At 34.8% G+C, this 15,305-nt stretch carries 14 protein-coding genes; 12 read left to right on the top strand and 2 right to left on the bottom strand.

The window, feature by feature from the left end; genetic code table 11:
* Positions 1-186 precede the first annotated feature (186 nt).
* The 10 genes from BUB95_RS12450 to acs all read left to right on the top strand — a co-directional run bounded on the left by BUB95_RS12450 (position 187) and on the right by acs (position 11,104).
* A complete protein-coding gene (locus BUB95_RS12450) occupies positions 187-1,560 on the top strand; it encodes an alanine/glycine:cation symporter family protein (protein WP_073086944.1) in 1,374 nt (457 codons plus the stop codon).
* Between the two features lie 100 nt (positions 1,561-1,660).
* The gene (locus BUB95_RS12445; RefSeq protein WP_073086942.1) at positions 1,661-2,080 is read left to right on the top strand and encodes a transposase-like zinc-binding domain-containing protein; all 420 of its coding nucleotides are present in this window, start codon (positions 1,661-1,663) and stop codon (positions 2,078-2,080) included.
* 174 nt (positions 2,081-2,254) lie between these two features.
* On the top strand, positions 2,255-3,493 hold the full coding sequence (locus BUB95_RS12440) for a hypothetical protein (protein ID WP_073086940.1): 1,239 nt from the start codon (positions 2,255-2,257) through the stop codon (positions 3,491-3,493).
* Positions 3,494-3,504: 11 nt separating this feature from the next.
* Entirely contained in the window at positions 3,505-3,765 is a 261-nt protein-coding gene (locus BUB95_RS12435; protein ID WP_073086938.1) for a DUF4212 domain-containing protein, read from the top strand.
* A 26-nt stretch (positions 3,766-3,791) separates the two neighbouring features.
* Positions 3,792-5,558 (top strand): sodium:solute symporter family protein, encoded by a 1,767-nt coding sequence (locus tag BUB95_RS12430; protein ID WP_073086936.1) that lies wholly within the window; start codon positions 3,792-3,794, stop codon positions 5,556-5,558.
* 68 nt (positions 5,559-5,626) lie between these two features.
* Positions 5,627-5,821 (top strand): hypothetical protein, encoded by a 195-nt coding sequence (locus BUB95_RS12425; RefSeq protein ID WP_073086934.1) that lies wholly within the window; start codon positions 5,627-5,629, stop codon positions 5,819-5,821.
* Complete coding sequence (locus BUB95_RS12420; protein WP_073086931.1) at positions 5,814-8,501, top strand: sensor histidine kinase; 2,688 nt, start codon at positions 5,814-5,816, stop codon at positions 8,499-8,501. The genes BUB95_RS12425 and BUB95_RS12420 overlap by 8 nt, the downstream gene beginning before the upstream one ends.
* 17 nt (positions 8,502-8,518) lie before the next feature.
* Positions 8,519-8,884, top strand: a complete 366-nt coding sequence (locus BUB95_RS12415; protein ID WP_073086929.1) for a response regulator transcription factor — start codon at positions 8,519-8,521, stop codon at positions 8,882-8,884.
* Positions 8,885-8,952: 68 nt separating this feature from the next.
* Positions 8,953-9,183, top strand: coding sequence for a hypothetical protein (locus BUB95_RS12410; protein ID WP_073086927.1), 231 nt, complete (start codon positions 8,953-8,955; stop codon positions 9,181-9,183).
* Positions 9,184-9,196: 13 nt separating this feature from the next.
* Entirely contained in the window at positions 9,197-11,104 is a 1,908-nt protein-coding gene (acs, locus tag BUB95_RS12405; RefSeq protein WP_073086925.1) for an acetate--CoA ligase, read from the top strand.
* Between the two features lie 64 nt (positions 11,105-11,168).
* Here the strand turns inward: acs and BUB95_RS14345 are convergent, their stop codons facing one another.
* Positions 11,169-11,330: a hypothetical protein gene (locus tag BUB95_RS14345; RefSeq protein ID WP_200777208.1), complete on the bottom strand. Its 162-nt coding sequence runs from the start codon at positions 11,328-11,330 to the stop codon at positions 11,169-11,171.
* Between the two features lie 67 nt (positions 11,331-11,397).
* Between BUB95_RS14345 and BUB95_RS12400 the strand changes: the two genes are divergently transcribed.
* A complete protein-coding gene (locus BUB95_RS12400; RefSeq protein ID WP_073086923.1) occupies positions 11,398-12,054 on the top strand; it encodes an HAD family hydrolase in 657 nt (218 codons plus the stop codon).
* Here BUB95_RS12400 and BUB95_RS12395 read toward each other — a convergent pair.
* Positions 12,051-13,529 carry a helix-turn-helix domain-containing protein gene (locus BUB95_RS12395; RefSeq protein ID WP_073087440.1) on the bottom strand — a complete coding sequence of 493 codons (1,479 nt, stop codon included), beginning with the start codon at positions 13,527-13,529 and terminating at the stop codon, positions 12,051-12,053. The two genes, BUB95_RS12400 and BUB95_RS12395, sit on opposite strands and share 4 nt — an antisense overlap.
* Positions 13,530-13,649: 120 nt before the next feature.
* On the opposite strand from BUB95_RS12395, the gene aceB reads away from it, so the two are divergent.
* Positions 13,650-15,248 carry a malate synthase A gene (aceB, locus tag BUB95_RS12390; RefSeq protein ID WP_073086922.1) on the top strand — a complete coding sequence of 533 codons (1,599 nt, stop codon included), beginning with the start codon at positions 13,650-13,652 and terminating at the stop codon, positions 15,246-15,248.
* Positions 15,249-15,305 lie beyond the last annotated feature (57 nt).

The raw sequence follows: 15,305 nt of genomic DNA, 5'->3' as shown, positions 1-15,305 counted from the left end.
TATTTGTAAAATTTAGTTCAAATGCACACTAACCTCAAGATGAGCTCAGTTATAATACTTCTGCCTGTTCAATATAACATTGAGTTTATCAATTAACAAGAGAAGTAATACTTAAAGTCAACACTTAAAACTACGTGTTTTTGCAAAAATTGTTAACTCTGAGTAAGTTTTGTATTTTTAGCATCCATGGAAAAACTAAACACTATTCTTGCAGAATTTTCTTCTCTTGCTTGGGGATTACCCTTACTTATTATATTAATTGGTGGTGGTTTGTATCTTATTATCCGCTCTCAATTTTTACCATTTCGTTATCTCGGTCATGCCATACAAGTGCTGCGTGGTAAATACGATGACCCCAACGACCCTGGTCAGATAACACATTTCCAAGCTTTATCCACGGCTTTATCTTCTACTATTGGTATGGGAAATATTTCTGGTGTAGCGTTAGCGATTGTTGTTGGTGGGCCAGGAGCCGTTTTTTGGATGTGGGTCAGTGCCGTAATTGGCATGAGTACTAAATATTTTACATCAACTCTAGCCATTCTATATCGAGGCAAAGACAGTGAAGGCGAGCTACAAGGCGGCCCCATGTACTTTATAGTTGAAGGTTTAGGTAAACGTTGGAAATTTTTGGCCTTAATGTTCAGCTTTTTTGGAATCTTAGGTGCTTTACCTGTGGTAAACGTCAACCAGTTAAAGCAAGCCATTAACGATATTATTTTAATACCTAATGGTGTAGAAGTTTCGTTAACGTCCAATCTTATTATTGCTGCTGTTTTGGTTATTTTTACAAGTATTGTAGTTTTTGGTGGTTTAAAACGTATAAGTAACTGGGCATCTAAACTAGTACCGTCTATGGTACTCTTATATTTCGTTTTGGTGCTTATTATTCTGTTTGTTAATTACACGGAAGTTCCAAAATATCTAGCCATGATTGTCACGGATGCCTTTAGCGCAGAGTATTATCCAAAAGATAAACCGTTTCTTGGTGGCGTATTAGGTGCATTAATACTACATGGTATTAAGCGCGGTGCGTTTTCTAACGAAGCTGGTTTAGGTACAGCAGCCATGGCGCATGGTGCTGCAAAAACAGATGAGCCAGTTCGTGAAGGTTTAGTAGCCATGTTAGGTCCTGCAATAGATACTCTGATTGTATGTACGTTAACGGCTTTAGCAATTTTAGTTACTGGAGTTTGGGAAACTACAGCGAGTAATGGTGTGAGTTTAACGGCAGAAGCATTTCAAAATGCCATTCCTGGATTCGGGCAGTATTTATTAATGATTTGCGTGTTTATTTTTAGTGTGTCGTCCTTGTTTTCGTATGCTTATTACGGAAATAAATGCTTGTCCTTTCTTATTGGTGCAAAACGAAAGCACTATTATAACTATCTATATATTGCGAGCATAGTTTTAGCAGCAACAACAGATTTTAAAGCTATGATAAACTTTATCGATGGCGTATTTGCGTTAATGGCTATTCCAACAATGATAGCAACTATTATTTTAGCACCAAAAGTCATAGCAGCGTCTAGAATTTACTTTAGTAAGTTAAAGTCTTAAAATTATATTTTGTTTAGGCTTTCTAATCTTTAATTTAGACATAATCAACCGATTTGTATATAATGCGCTAAATTGATATATTTATGCTAAATTAATATATATGAATGTATCTAACTGTCCAAATTGCAATTCTGAAGACTATGTTAAGAGTGGTGTTATTAAAAATAGACAGCGTTACAAATGTAAGTCTTGCAATTATTTCTTTACAGTAAACAAGATAGGGAAGAAGATAGACGATTACTACGTTAACAAGGCACTTCAACTCTATTTAGAAGGTCTAACTTACCGTGAAATTGAACGTATTTTGGGGATTTCTCATGTTAGTATAATGAACTGGGTAAAAAAATATAATATAAAGCGTCCTTATAACACTAACTATCACCCAACTTATAAAATTTTAAATGCTCAGGAGCTTTCAACCTTTTTTTCTAATTCACTAAACCTTAAAGGAGCAGGTACTATTGTCACGGAGTTAGGAGATAAATTTATGCTCATAAAATGGGAACGTTTTAGAGAGTGATGGCTATTTTATTCTTTTTTGTTTAACATAGGAGTTCGTATTTTACAATTACTCTTTTTAATATTTATATATAAATTTAACAGATATATATACTATCTTTTTTTTCCTATTTCATTTTTTGGAGTTTAGTGGTGCACACAAAATCATTGTTTAACTAACTAAACTTCAATTTGTATGAAAAAATTAAGCATAGTACTGATAGGTGTTTTTTGCACCTTTCAGTTATGTTTTTCCCAAGGTGCTCCAGATTATACTGGTGGTATGAAGGTAAAACTTAATGAAGAAGGTACGAAGTACTTTCGTATTATCTCTTGGGCTCAATTCTGGGCGCAACACAATTCTGACAGGCCATTAGACGTAAATGGTAATGAACAAAGCGACTTAAACTTTAGTATAAGGCGTGCACGTGTTTTAATGTACGCGCAGCTTAACAAAAAGTTTATGATTTTAACGCATTTTGGACTTAATAGTCTTAATGGTGATAACCTATCGCCAACTGGTAAGGGCGAAAGCTCTCAATTATTCTTCCATGATGTATGGGGTGAGTATAGCCTTTCTAAAAATCATGCTATTGGCGGTGGTTTGCACTATTGGAATGGCATATCTAGAGCAAATAATCAAAGTACCTTAAATATTATGATGCTAGATAATACGCGTCAAGCTTGGGCTACTATTGGTTTGTCGGACCAATTTGCACGTCATATGGGCGTATATGTAAAAGGAAAGTTTGATAAACTTCAATACCGTGTATCTATAAACGATGCGGTAACAAACAATTTACAGGCTTCTGCTTCTCCAGTTAATGGAGCTGCTATATACTCTGGTCGCCGTTTATTAGGTTCTAAAGATGCGGGAAGAACATATGCTGGTTATTTTGATTATAATTTTTTAGACCAAGAATCAAATTTCCTTCCTTATAAAGTCGGTACATACCTAGGAACCAAAAAAGTATTTAACGTTGGTGCTGGTTTCTTTTTACACCCAAAAGGCTCGGTTTCTTTAGATAATAATTCAAACTTGGAAGGTGAAGACGTTTCTATTTTTGCTGTAGATGCATTTTATGATGCACCTCTTGGTGAAAATGGTGCAGCTATTACAGCTTATGGTTTAGCCCAATTTAATGACTACGGCAATAACTTTACTTTGGGTCAGACGTATGAAACTGGCACAATGCTTCACGCTCATTTAGGCTATGTTATTCCTTCTTCAAACAGTACAAAGTTTCAGCCTTATGCCCATTTTACAACGCGGAGTATTGATGCATTAGACGATAATGCCAATCAATTTGGCATTGGAGCAAACGCCTATTTCAGTGGGCATCATTCAAAACTAACCTTAGAGTATCAAAACACGAAGTATGCTAACAATGATGCTGTTGGTACAATTACGCTTCAGGCTATGATATATCTATAACATTTAAAATTATGTCAGAAAAACAAAAACATGCAACAGCATATTGGAAAGAGAATGTAAAATACCTTTCTATACTTTTAGTCATTTGGTTTATAGTATCCTATGGCTGTGGTATCCTCTTTAAGGATGCATTAAATGAAATAAGACTTGGTGGCTTTAAGCTTGGCTTTTGGTTTGCACAACAAGGCTCAATCTATGTATTCGTTATTTTAATTTTCGTTTACGTAAGAATCATGAATAAACTAGATAAAAAATACGGTTTCGACGAATAGTCTGCCACTACTAAAAATAAAATATTATGAGTGTACAAGTATGGACATGGATATTAGTAGGTGTAACATTTGCACTATACTTCGGAATTGCAATATGGGCTAGAGCAGGCTCTACAAAAGAATTTTATGTTGCTGGCGGTGGTGTATCACCTTTAGCAAATGGTATGGCAACGGCAGCCGATTGGATGAGTGCCGCGTCATTTATTTCAATGGCAGGTATTATTTCTTTTACTGGTTACGATGGCTCTGTTTATCTTATGGGTTGGACAGGTGGTTATGTGCTTCTAGCTTTATTATTAGCACCGTATTTAAGAAAGTTTGGAAAATTTACGGTTCCCGATTTTATTGGAGACCGCTATTATTCTAATGTGGCAAGAACAGTAGCTGTAATATGTGCGTTAATAGTGTCTTTCACCTATGTTGCTGGTCAAATGCGAGGTGTTGGTGTTGTTTTCTCACAATTCCTTCAAGTTGATATTACTTTTGGAGTAATAATAGGTATGGCTGTGGTATTAATTTTCGCTTTTCTCGGCGGAATGAAAGGTATTACCTATACACAAGTAGCACAATATTGCGTATTAATTTTCGCCTTTATGGTTCCTGCATTTTTTATATCTATTCAAATGACTGGAAATGTAATTCCGCAATTAGGAATGGGAGGCACAGTTGAAGATGGTACTTATCTACTCGATAAGTTAGATCAATTACATACACAATTAGGTTTTAAAGAATATACGGACGGAACAAAATCTACTTGGGATGTTTTTGCAATAACACTGGCGCTTATGGTTGGTACAGCAGGTTTACCACATGTTATTGTTCGTTTTTTCACAGTACCAAAGGTAAAAGATGCTCGTAAGTCAGCGGGTTATGCATTATTACTTATTGCTATTCTATATACAACTGCACCTGCAATTGCGGTTTTTGCAAGAACAAACCTTATCGAAACTGTTAGTGAAACTAAGTATGCAGATGTACCCGATTGGTTTAAAAACTGGGAAGACACAGGTTTAATAGCTTGGAGCGATAAGAATGGTGATGGTAAAATACAGTATGTAGCTGGTGGCGCAATAGAAGGTAAAAAGCCAGTCTATACAGAAGAACGCGGTGATTATGGTGAGCGTTTAATCTCCAATGCAAATGCAAATGCTAACGAGTTGTATGTAGATAGAGACATTATGGTTTTAGCAAATCCTGAAATTGCCAAACTACCAAATTGGGTGATTGCTTTGGTGGCAGCAGGTGGATTAGCAGCAGCCTTATCTACAGCAGCAGGATTATTGCTAGTTATTTCTACATCTATTTCACATGATTTAATAAAAAAGCAAATAAAACCAGACATTTCGGATAAAGGCGAATTAATGTGGGCACGTATCGCTATCGTTGGTGCGGTTATTATTGCAGGATACTTTGGTATTAATCCACCAGGATTTGTCGCCGCAGTAGTCGCATTAGCCTTTGGTTTGGCTGCAGCATCATTTTTTCCAGCGATTATATTAGGCATTTTTGATAAGCGAATGAACAAGGAAGGTGCTATTGCTGGTATGGTCGTAGGAATTACACTAATGCTTTTTTACATGATGAAATTTAAACTTGGATTTTTTGGAGGTGGAACAGAAGCAGATTGGTGGTTCGGAACATCACCTGAAGGATTTGGCACTATAGCAATGCTAGTTAATGTTGTTATTTCCTTGGTAGTGTCTCGAGCAACCGCTGCACCACCGCAATATGTTCAAGAAATTGTTGAAAATATCAGAATCCCTTCTGGTGCTGGTGAGGCACAATCTCACTAGGTAATTTTTTAGTTAGCTTTAAACAGTGTTGTGAAATACCAACACTGTTTTTTGTATTTTAGTTCATTATGAAAAAACGTCACGAGCAGAAACTTATCATTAATAGCATAGCAGTTTTTATTATTCTAAATATACCTCTGATATTTATTTTTAATAGTGATAAATCAGTTTTTGGAATTCCTATTTTCTATTTTGCTGTATTCTGTGTTTGGGCAATTTCAATTCTTATCTCTTATGTTGTCTTAAAGCGTCATTATGAGTAATTACGTGCTGTTTTTTATTATAATCATTTATCTCTCGCTACTTTTTGGAATTGCTTTTTTTGCTGAAAAGAAATCAAAGAGCCGTTGGGTAAATAGTCCAATTATTTATGCCCTTGCATTGGCTGTTTACTGTACGGCCTGGACCTACTATGGCAGTATTGGTATTGCAGCCACTTCTGGCATAGATTTTCTGCCTATTTATTTAGGACCTGTAATTGCAGCACCACTTTGGATACTTTTGTTGCGAAAGGTTATAAGAATATCAAAGCAACATAAGATAAGTTCTATAGCAGATTTTATTTCTCTGCGCTATGGCAATCATAGATTTTTAGGAGCTTTGGTCACTGTTATTTGTTTATTGGGAATAATACCTTACATAGCTTTACAACTTCAAGCGGTATCAGAAACGTTTCAGATATTGGCAGATGATACGAGTTATGTTTCCAAATCCATTTATGACGACTCTACACTTTACATTGCCCTTATATTAGCTGTGTTTGCAACATTTTTTGGTACGCAATCTAGCGACGCATCCGTAAAACACAAAGGTATTTTAGTTTCCGTTGCTTTCGAGTCTGTAATAAAGCTAATATTTTTCTTGTGTATTGGCGTTTATGTAACTTATGTTTTGTTTGATGGTACTGAGGATATTTATACAAAAATGTCTCAATTTTCAAATTTTGAACGTTTAACTACTATAAATGGTTTTGAAAGTGGTTTTAATTGGATGTATACAATTTTACTTTCATTTATGGCTATCTTTTTATTACCAAGACAATTTCAAGTTTCAGTTGTAGAAAATGTTAGAGAAAAGCATCTTAAAACCGCAATATGGCTGTTTCCTTTGTACTTACTACTGTTTAATATTTTTGTGATTTTTATAGCTTGGGGCGGCAACTTAGCTATAGGAAATCCTGAGCAAGCTGAATATTATGCACTCCTGTTGCCTTTGCAAAATAACAATACGCTTTTGGCATCCTTAGTTTTTTTAGGCGGTTTTTCAGCAGTCATTTCAATGGTTGTAGTATCAACTTTGGCGTTATCTACCATGTTGAGTAATAACTTAATTATTCCTTATGGGTTTTTAGATAGGTTTTTAAAAAATCACCCAGACAGAAATGCAAAATATATTAAGAATATTAGGCGTATATCTATATTTTCAATTATCATATTAGCCTATGCATTTTATGTAAATTTCTCTTATGAGCTATCATTATATTCCATAGGTCTTATGGCTTTTGTAATAATAGCGCAGTTAGCTCCTTCTTTTTTTATTGGATTATTCTGGAATCGTGGGTCTTCTAGAGCTACAATAATTGGCATTATAGCAGGCTTTGCTGTGGTTTTTTATACTTTAATCCTGCCGTTCTCTATTCAAGCACTTACAGGGTCAGATGATTTTGTAGAATATGGATTTTACGGTATTTCGCCATTAAAACCTCATGCATTATTAGGAATAGATTTTCTCAGTCCACCAGCGCATGCTTTCTTTTGGAGCATGCTTGTTAATTGTTTGTTTTATGGGCTCTTCTCTTTACTATACAAAGGCAACTACCGCGAGCGCAATTATGCCGAAATGTTTATTGATAGCAAAAACTATAATGATTTACAAGATGGCGCATTGGTCTGGAAAGGTGAAGCCTACGTTGCGGAAATTAAAAATGTTTTGAATAAATTTTTGGGTGAAGAGAGAACGAATCGTGCGTTAAATCTATTCTTCAAAAAATATAACATATCACCAGAAACACAAATGGCAGATTCTCGACTCATAAATTTTTCAGAGAAGTTATTGACAGGAAGTATTGGTAGTGCTTCTGCAAAAATTTTAATTAGTAGTGTTGTTAAAGAAGAAGAGGTTAGTCTTGTGGAAGTTTTAAAAATTCTTGAAGAGTCTAAAGAAACCATTGCCCGAAATAAATTACTCCGCGAAAAATCTGAAGAATTAACTAAACTCACGGATAAGCTTAGTGAAGCTAATGAAGAACTAATTCAAAAAGATTTGCAAAAAGACGAATTTTTAGATACGGTGGCTCACGAACTTAAAACACCAATAACAGGTATAAGAGCCTCTACTGAGCTACTCATAGAAGACGCAGAAATGCCAAAAGAAATTCAAGCTCAATTCCTTAGTAATATGCTCCAGGATAGCGATAGACTCTCACGATTAATTCAGAATATTCTCGATTTCGAAAAACTATCCAATGGTCGCTCAAGTCTTAATTTTAAGAAAAATAATATCAGAGAGACTATACAAAAAGCCATTGGTGGACTTAGGCAAATAGCTTCAAAAAAGAACATTAAAATTATTAGTTCTAACACAAGTGATGTCTTTGCTGTGTACGATGAAGACAAAATCTGGCAGGTATTAACCAATTTAATATCTAATGCTATAAAGTATTGCAAAGATGGTAATGGCATTATTATTGTCGATTATAAATACGAAAAAGGTTTTTTAGAAGTTACCATAAACGACAACGGAACAGGTATTCCTGAGGCGGATATGCCATTTATTTTCGATAAATTTTTTCAGTCCAAAAACCAAAATATTATAAAGCCGCAAGGCAGCGGATTAGGGCTTGCAATATCCAAACAAATAATTAGCAAACACAAAGGCTCTATTTGGGCAAAAAATAACAAGAAAAACGGGGTAACCTTTGGTTTTTATCTCCCATTTAAGTAAATTGTAAAAGCTTTTAAATGAAAAAGAAAATTGTAATTGTTGATGACGAGCCCAACATAGTAATGACGCTAGAATATACCTTTAAGAAGAACAATTTCGAGGTATATATTGCAAGAGACGGTAGTGAGGCTTTAGATATTTTGAAGAGTATCATCCCAGATGTAATTATGTTGGATGTAATGATGCCCAAAGTTGATGGGTACCAAACCTTAAAAGCAATAAAAGAGAATAAAGCGTTAGCAAACACAAAAGTGGTGTTTATTACAGCAAAAAATAAAGCTTCGGATATTGAAAAAGGCTTAAAACTTGGAGCAGATAAATATTTAACCAAGCCGTTTTCGATAAAACAAATAGTTTCAGAAATTAATGAGCTCATCGCTTAGTATTTCAAACTTTAATCTATAATGGTTTTGTGTGCAAACAAACAATGTATAATTAAAGTGAAATTAAAATGAAACGACTTCAATTCAATGCTTTAGCATCAGATATATTTATTACTATCTATGTTATAGTTACCCTATTTTTACGTTTTAAATTAGAAAGCCAAACAGCAACTGGTGCCATAGAATCTGTTATTATGGGCTTGTGCTTCGTAGTCCTGTTGTGGGCTTTAATAAAGCTAAAGGTTTTAAATCCAAACTGGTTTGGTCTATTTAAAACTCGAGAAAAATTAAGTAAATAAAAAGTAAACTAAAATGAGTAATTACCATATAAAACATTTCGAAGAGTATTTTCAAGTCTATCGTAAATCTGTAAGAAATCCTGAAGTATTTTGGGAAGAAATTGCCGAAGAACATTTCCTTTGGCGAAAAAAATGGGATAATGTATTAAGCTGGGATTTTAAAAAACCAGAAATCAAATGGTTTGAAGGTGCGCAACTAAATATTACCGAAAACTGTATTGACAGACATCTGCATACGAGAGGCGATAAAACTGCCATTTTGTTTGAGCCTAATAATCCCGAAGAGCCAACAGAACATATTACGTATCGTCAACTACATGAGCGTGTATGTAAATTTGCAAATGTTCTAAAATCTAAAGGCATAAAAAAGGGCGACCGTGTTTGTATTTATCTGCCCATGATTCCAGAATTGGCTATCTCTGTTTTAGCATGTGCAAGGATAGGAGCAGTACATTCAGTAGTTTTTGCAGGCTTTTCTGCTACAGCTTTATCTACAAGAATTAACGATTGTGATGCTAAAATGGTACTAACCTCAGATGGGTCTTATCGTGGAGCTAAAACTATAGATTTAAAAGGTATTGTAGACGAAGCTTTAGAAGACTGCCCAGGAGTAGAATCTGTTTTAGTCGCAAAACGTATCAATTCAGAAATTAATATGAAAGCTGGACGTGATGAGTGGCTTCAACCTTTGTTAGATGAAGCGTACAGTGATTGTGTCATTGAAATTATGGATACGGAAGACCCGCTTTTTATCTTGTATACATCGGGCTCTACAGGTATGCCAAAAGGGATGTTGCACACAACGGCAGGTTACATGGTTTACACCGCTTATACGTTTAAAAATGTGTTTCAGTATCGCGAAAATGATGTGTACTGGTGTACTGCAGACATTGGTTGGATTACTGGTCATAGTTACATTGTTTACGGACCATTAGCAAACGGAGCAACAACCGTAATGTTTGAAGGCGTACCAAGTTACCCTGACTTTGGGCGTTTTTGGGATATCGTAGATAAGCATAAAGTGACACAATTTTACACTGCACCAACAGCCATTAGAGCATTGGCAAAACAAGGCTCAGAATTGGTAGAGAAATACGATTTATCGTCGTTAAAAGTTCTTGGCTCAGTAGGAGAGCCTATCAATGAAGAAGCTTGGCATTGGTACAACGAAAATGTAGGTAAGAAAAAGAGTCCTATTGTAGATACCTGGTGGCAAACCGAAACAGGCGGAATTATGATTACGCCTATACCGTTTTCTACGCCAACGAAACCAACATATGCTACGTTGCCATTCATTGGAATTCAACCAGCATTAATGGACGAGAACGGTAAAGAAATCAAAGGCAATCAGGTTGATGGCCGTTTGTGTATTAAATTTCCTTGGCCATCTATGGCGAGGACTATATGGGGAAATCATCAGCGTTACAAAGACACCTATTTCTCAGCTTTTGAAGATATGTATTTTACAGGTGATGGTGCCTTACGAGACGAAGTTGGTTTTTACAGAATTACAGGTCGAGTAGATGATGTAATTATTGTATCTGGTCATAACCTTGGTACTGCACCAATTGAAGATGCTATAAATGAACATCAAGCGGTTGCAGAATCTGCTATTGTTGGTTTTCCGCATGATGTAAAAGGAAATGCACTTTATGGTTACGTGACTCTAAAAGATACTGGAGAAGGCAGAGACCATGATAACGTTCGTAAAGAGATTAATCAGTTAATTACAGACAGAATAGGGCCTATTGCTAAGTTAGATAAAATTCAGTTTACTACAGGATTACCAAAAACTAGAAGCGGAAAAATTATGCGTCGTATTTTAAGAAAAATAGCATCCAATGATGCTGAAAACCTTGGCGATATAAGTACTTTGTTAAATCCAGAAGTGGTGCAAGATATAAAGGATAATGTACTTTAATCTAAATTAAGAGTTTCGAGCGACATCCTGATACTTTGGGATTTCGCTCGAAGTTTAGATATCTTTATTTGTTAGTATCTCTAGACTCTTTTGCTTTTTTTGTAATAGCTTTTAATCGTTCTTTTCTAAGCTCAGCTTCCTGTTTTTTCTTGTTCTTCTTCTGATTAACAAGTCGGCTGTGCTTGGCTTTATTCTTCGTGTTTTTTTCTTGTCCCTTTTTGGCCATGATAAATTTCTAATGCCGTTTTATATGTTTATTTTCGGCTTTATAAATTCAAAATTACTAATTATTTATGCTCAAAGCGGTATTGTTTGATATGGATGGTGTTATTGTAGATACAGAACCTTTACACCGAAAGGCCTATTTTCAAATGTTTTCAGATGTAAATATTGAAGTTGATGAAGAATTGTACACTTCTTTTACTGGGCAGTCCACCATAAACATTTGCAAACGCTTGGTCAATCATTTTAATTTGTCCGAAAGTCCAGAAATGTTAGTTAACTTGAAACGCAAACATTTTAAATACTTATTTGAAAACGATGTAGATTTAACACTAATTGATAGTGTTTTAGACTTGATAAAAAACTACCACGCAAATGGTTTGAAATTGGTCGTGGCATCGTCGGCGTCAATGCCAAACATTAATCGCATTTTTGAAAGATTTGAGTTAAATCAATATTTTATGGGTAAGTTTAGTGGTGCCGACTTAAAACAATCTAAACCACATCCCGAAATTTTTATAAAAGCTGCTGCGCATACGGGTTTTAATAAAACTGATTGTATAGTCATAGAAGATTCAACAAACGGAATTGCAGCTGCTCATTCTGCAGGTATTTTTTGCGTAGGGTTTAAAAGTTTACATTCAACAGGGCAAGTTTATACTAAAGCAGATTTGGTGATTTCTAATTTTGAAGAAATCAGTTTTAGTAAAATCTCAGTCTTATTCTAAGAACTATATTTCTCAGTGATTTCTGCTACAATTTGGGCTGTCTTTTCTTCTTTGTTTTTTGTTTTTATTATAACGGGTTCAACTTGTCTTAGTTCGCAATTCAAAATAGAACAGCGTTCACAGGTAACCCCAACTTCAACTGGTTTTAGACTTTTGTCTTTAATAAAATTGGTTTTACGTTCTAATTGCGTATTTAATTCAATGCCAATAGAAATACTGCGGAAGCTGTTGGTTTTAAAGGGGTCTGTAGTCGCAGAAGCCAATACAAGATAGCTTTTTTGATCTTCAGGATAATATGATATTTGGGCACCAAACTCGTGCTCAGAATTACTTTGACTAATAGCTTTTAAAACCTTTAAAGATATCCATCGTTGACAGTAATGCTCATTACTTTCGTTTGCTCTTGGCGACTGGTGTTTTGCTAGGTGTAGCTCTTTATTTAGGTGAAATTTTTTTGTTTCAACTTCATAAGAAAATCGTAAAAAGAACAAATTATTCAACTTAAAATCTTTTGGTAATATGTTTGTAAAACGTTGGTATATAGACTCTGGAGAAGCATTGTAACGGTCTAAAAGTGTTTCAAAATCGTTTTTATTTAAAACCTTTTTTGAAAACAATGTTTTAATATCTTCAGTTATAGACAGCCTAGGAATTACAAGAGCACCTGCAAAATATGATGCGTAAAAGTTGTTTAATACTTCATCAAAATTATCAAACTTTATCCAAGAAAAGGTATACAGTCTTTCAGATATTTTTAAGTAGTTATACGCTAATTCCTTAGCGTAAATAAAGGCGCGCTGGGCGTCATCTATACTTTTGGTGATTAATAATGTCCTCGATTTTGGAATGTAAATTGAGCGAAGATTTTCTAACTCACTATGCGTTTCTAGCTCTTCATTATTTATGGTATACTTAAATTCTTCAACCAATATGTCTTCTAAATCTTTGGTCTTTATCCGTTGAGATAAATCTATCTGATATTCTTTAGCAAATGCCAAAACAGAGTCTTCTAAATCACTGAAATAATTATGATTAGCTTCTTGAAAAGAACGCAAGGATGCCAAATAAAAACTCTCTTTGCTAAAGTTGTAATTTTTGGCAATCTCTATAATGGTGCTTATAAATGCGGTGACTTTTTGAGGCGCGTTAGATATGATATCTATAAGCGTATTTTCTTGAATCCCAAACAGCTCTAACGGAATTTCTTTTAACAATTTAGATTGCAATATCTCGCCGATTGGAGCTAAATTTTTATCTAGTTTTAGAGATACCAAATCATCATAAGGGATATCTAAATGTTCTGAAAGCAAAGAAATTTTATCTGGTTTAGGATATTTTTTGCCCTTTTCAATTTCGTTTAAATACGATTTTGAAAGCCCGGATAATTTTGATAATCCAAAAAGCGAAAGCCCACGTTCTGTGCGTATTTGCTTAAGTTTTAGACCAAAAATAAGTTTTATATAATCTTGTTCCATATAAACAAATATACGACTATTTGCGAATATCCATTTTAAGCGAATTAATAAGTTTAGCGAACGTTCGCTTGTTTTTCTGAAAAAAGTATCGTAACATTGTTTCATCAAAATTATTAGTCTATGGAAACTTTAGTTACAACACAGCAAAACATCAGATTCTCAAAAGATGTAAAAACATTTTATTCTAATCTACTAACTGAAGACGCTAAGCGATTTCTTGTAGAGCTTCATAAAAAATTTAATAATAGGCGCTTGTTGCTGCTAGAAAGACGTGAGCTAGAACAACAACTTTTTGATAGAGGTCATTTCCCAAAATTTCCTATTGAGACTAAAACTATAAGAAATTCTGATTGGACAGCTGCTCCAATTCCAGAAGATTTATTAGATAGACGAGTTGAGATAACTGGACCTGTAGACCGTAAAATGGTTATTAACGCTCTAAATTCGGGAGCTAAAACATTTATGGCTGATTTTGAAGATAGTAATGCGCCAAGCTGGACAAACACTATGGATGGCCAGCAAAATTTAATTGACGCTAACCAAAAAACCATAGAATTAATTGACAAATCTCGCGGAAAACATTACAAATTAAATGATAAAACCGCAGTACTTTTAGTGAGACCTCGCGGCTTGCATCTTCAAGAAAAACACCTTATTGTAGACGGACAAACACTTTCTGGAAGTTTAGTTGATTTTGGGTTGTATGTTTTTCATAATACTAAAACGTTACTCGCAAATAATACCGCACCATATTTTTATCTACCAAAACTAGAACACTATTTAGAAGCGCGCTGGTGGAATGACGTATTTGTATTTGCACAAGAATATCTCGGCGTGCCAAAAGGAACTTTTAAAGCCACACTACTCATTGAAACAATTACAGCAAGTTTTCAACTCAACGAGTTTATCTATGAGCTAAAAGACCATATCGTTGGTCTTAATTGCGGACGTTGGGATTACATATTTTCTTACATCAAAAAGTTTAGAAATCATGATGGATTTGTTGTGCCTAATCGCGATCAAGTGACCATGACAACACCATTTATGAAAGCGTATTCTAAGCTAGTTATCAAAACGTGCCATAAGCGTGGAATCCATGCTATGGGCGGCATGGCAGCACAAATTCCTATTAAAAACAATCCTCAAGCAAATGCAGCTGCATTAGAAAAAGTTAGGATTGATAAAGAACGTGAAGCTAAAAATGGGCATGATGGCACTTGGGTTGCACATCCTGCTTTAGTTGATGTTGCTATGAAAGAATTTGATAAATATATGCCAACGCAAAATCAAATATCTAAATCTTTTAAAGACTATCATGTTATTGAATCGGATTTAGTAGAACTGCCAAAAGGAACAATTACTGAGGCAGGAATACGCAAAAACATCAACGTAGGTATTCTGTACATTGAAGCTTGGTTAAGAGGTTTTGGAGCAGTGGCACTTTACAATTTAATGGAAGATGCGGCAACAGCCGAAATATCCAGAACACAAGTATGGCAATGGCTTAAGAATGAAGTTATCTTAGAAGATGGGCGTAAATTTAATCAAGGTCTATTCAATATTTTATTTAATGATGAAGTTGAAAAAATCGTTGCAGAAGTGGGTGAAGATACTATTAAAAACACCAAATTCTGTGAGGCTGTTTCATTGTTTAAAAGATTGGTTACGCAGGATGAGTTTGAAGAATTTTTAACCATATCAGCATACGAACAATTATAAAAAAAATCCCGCTAATGCGGCAACATTAGACGGGAAATATATTAAATCTAAATCATC

The organism is Winogradskyella jejuensis, from assembly GCF_900129745.1.
Lineage (GTDB): Bacteria > Bacteroidota > Bacteroidia > Flavobacteriales > Flavobacteriaceae > Winogradskyella > Winogradskyella jejuensis.
This window is presented reverse-complemented; position numbering and strand designations above follow the sequence as displayed.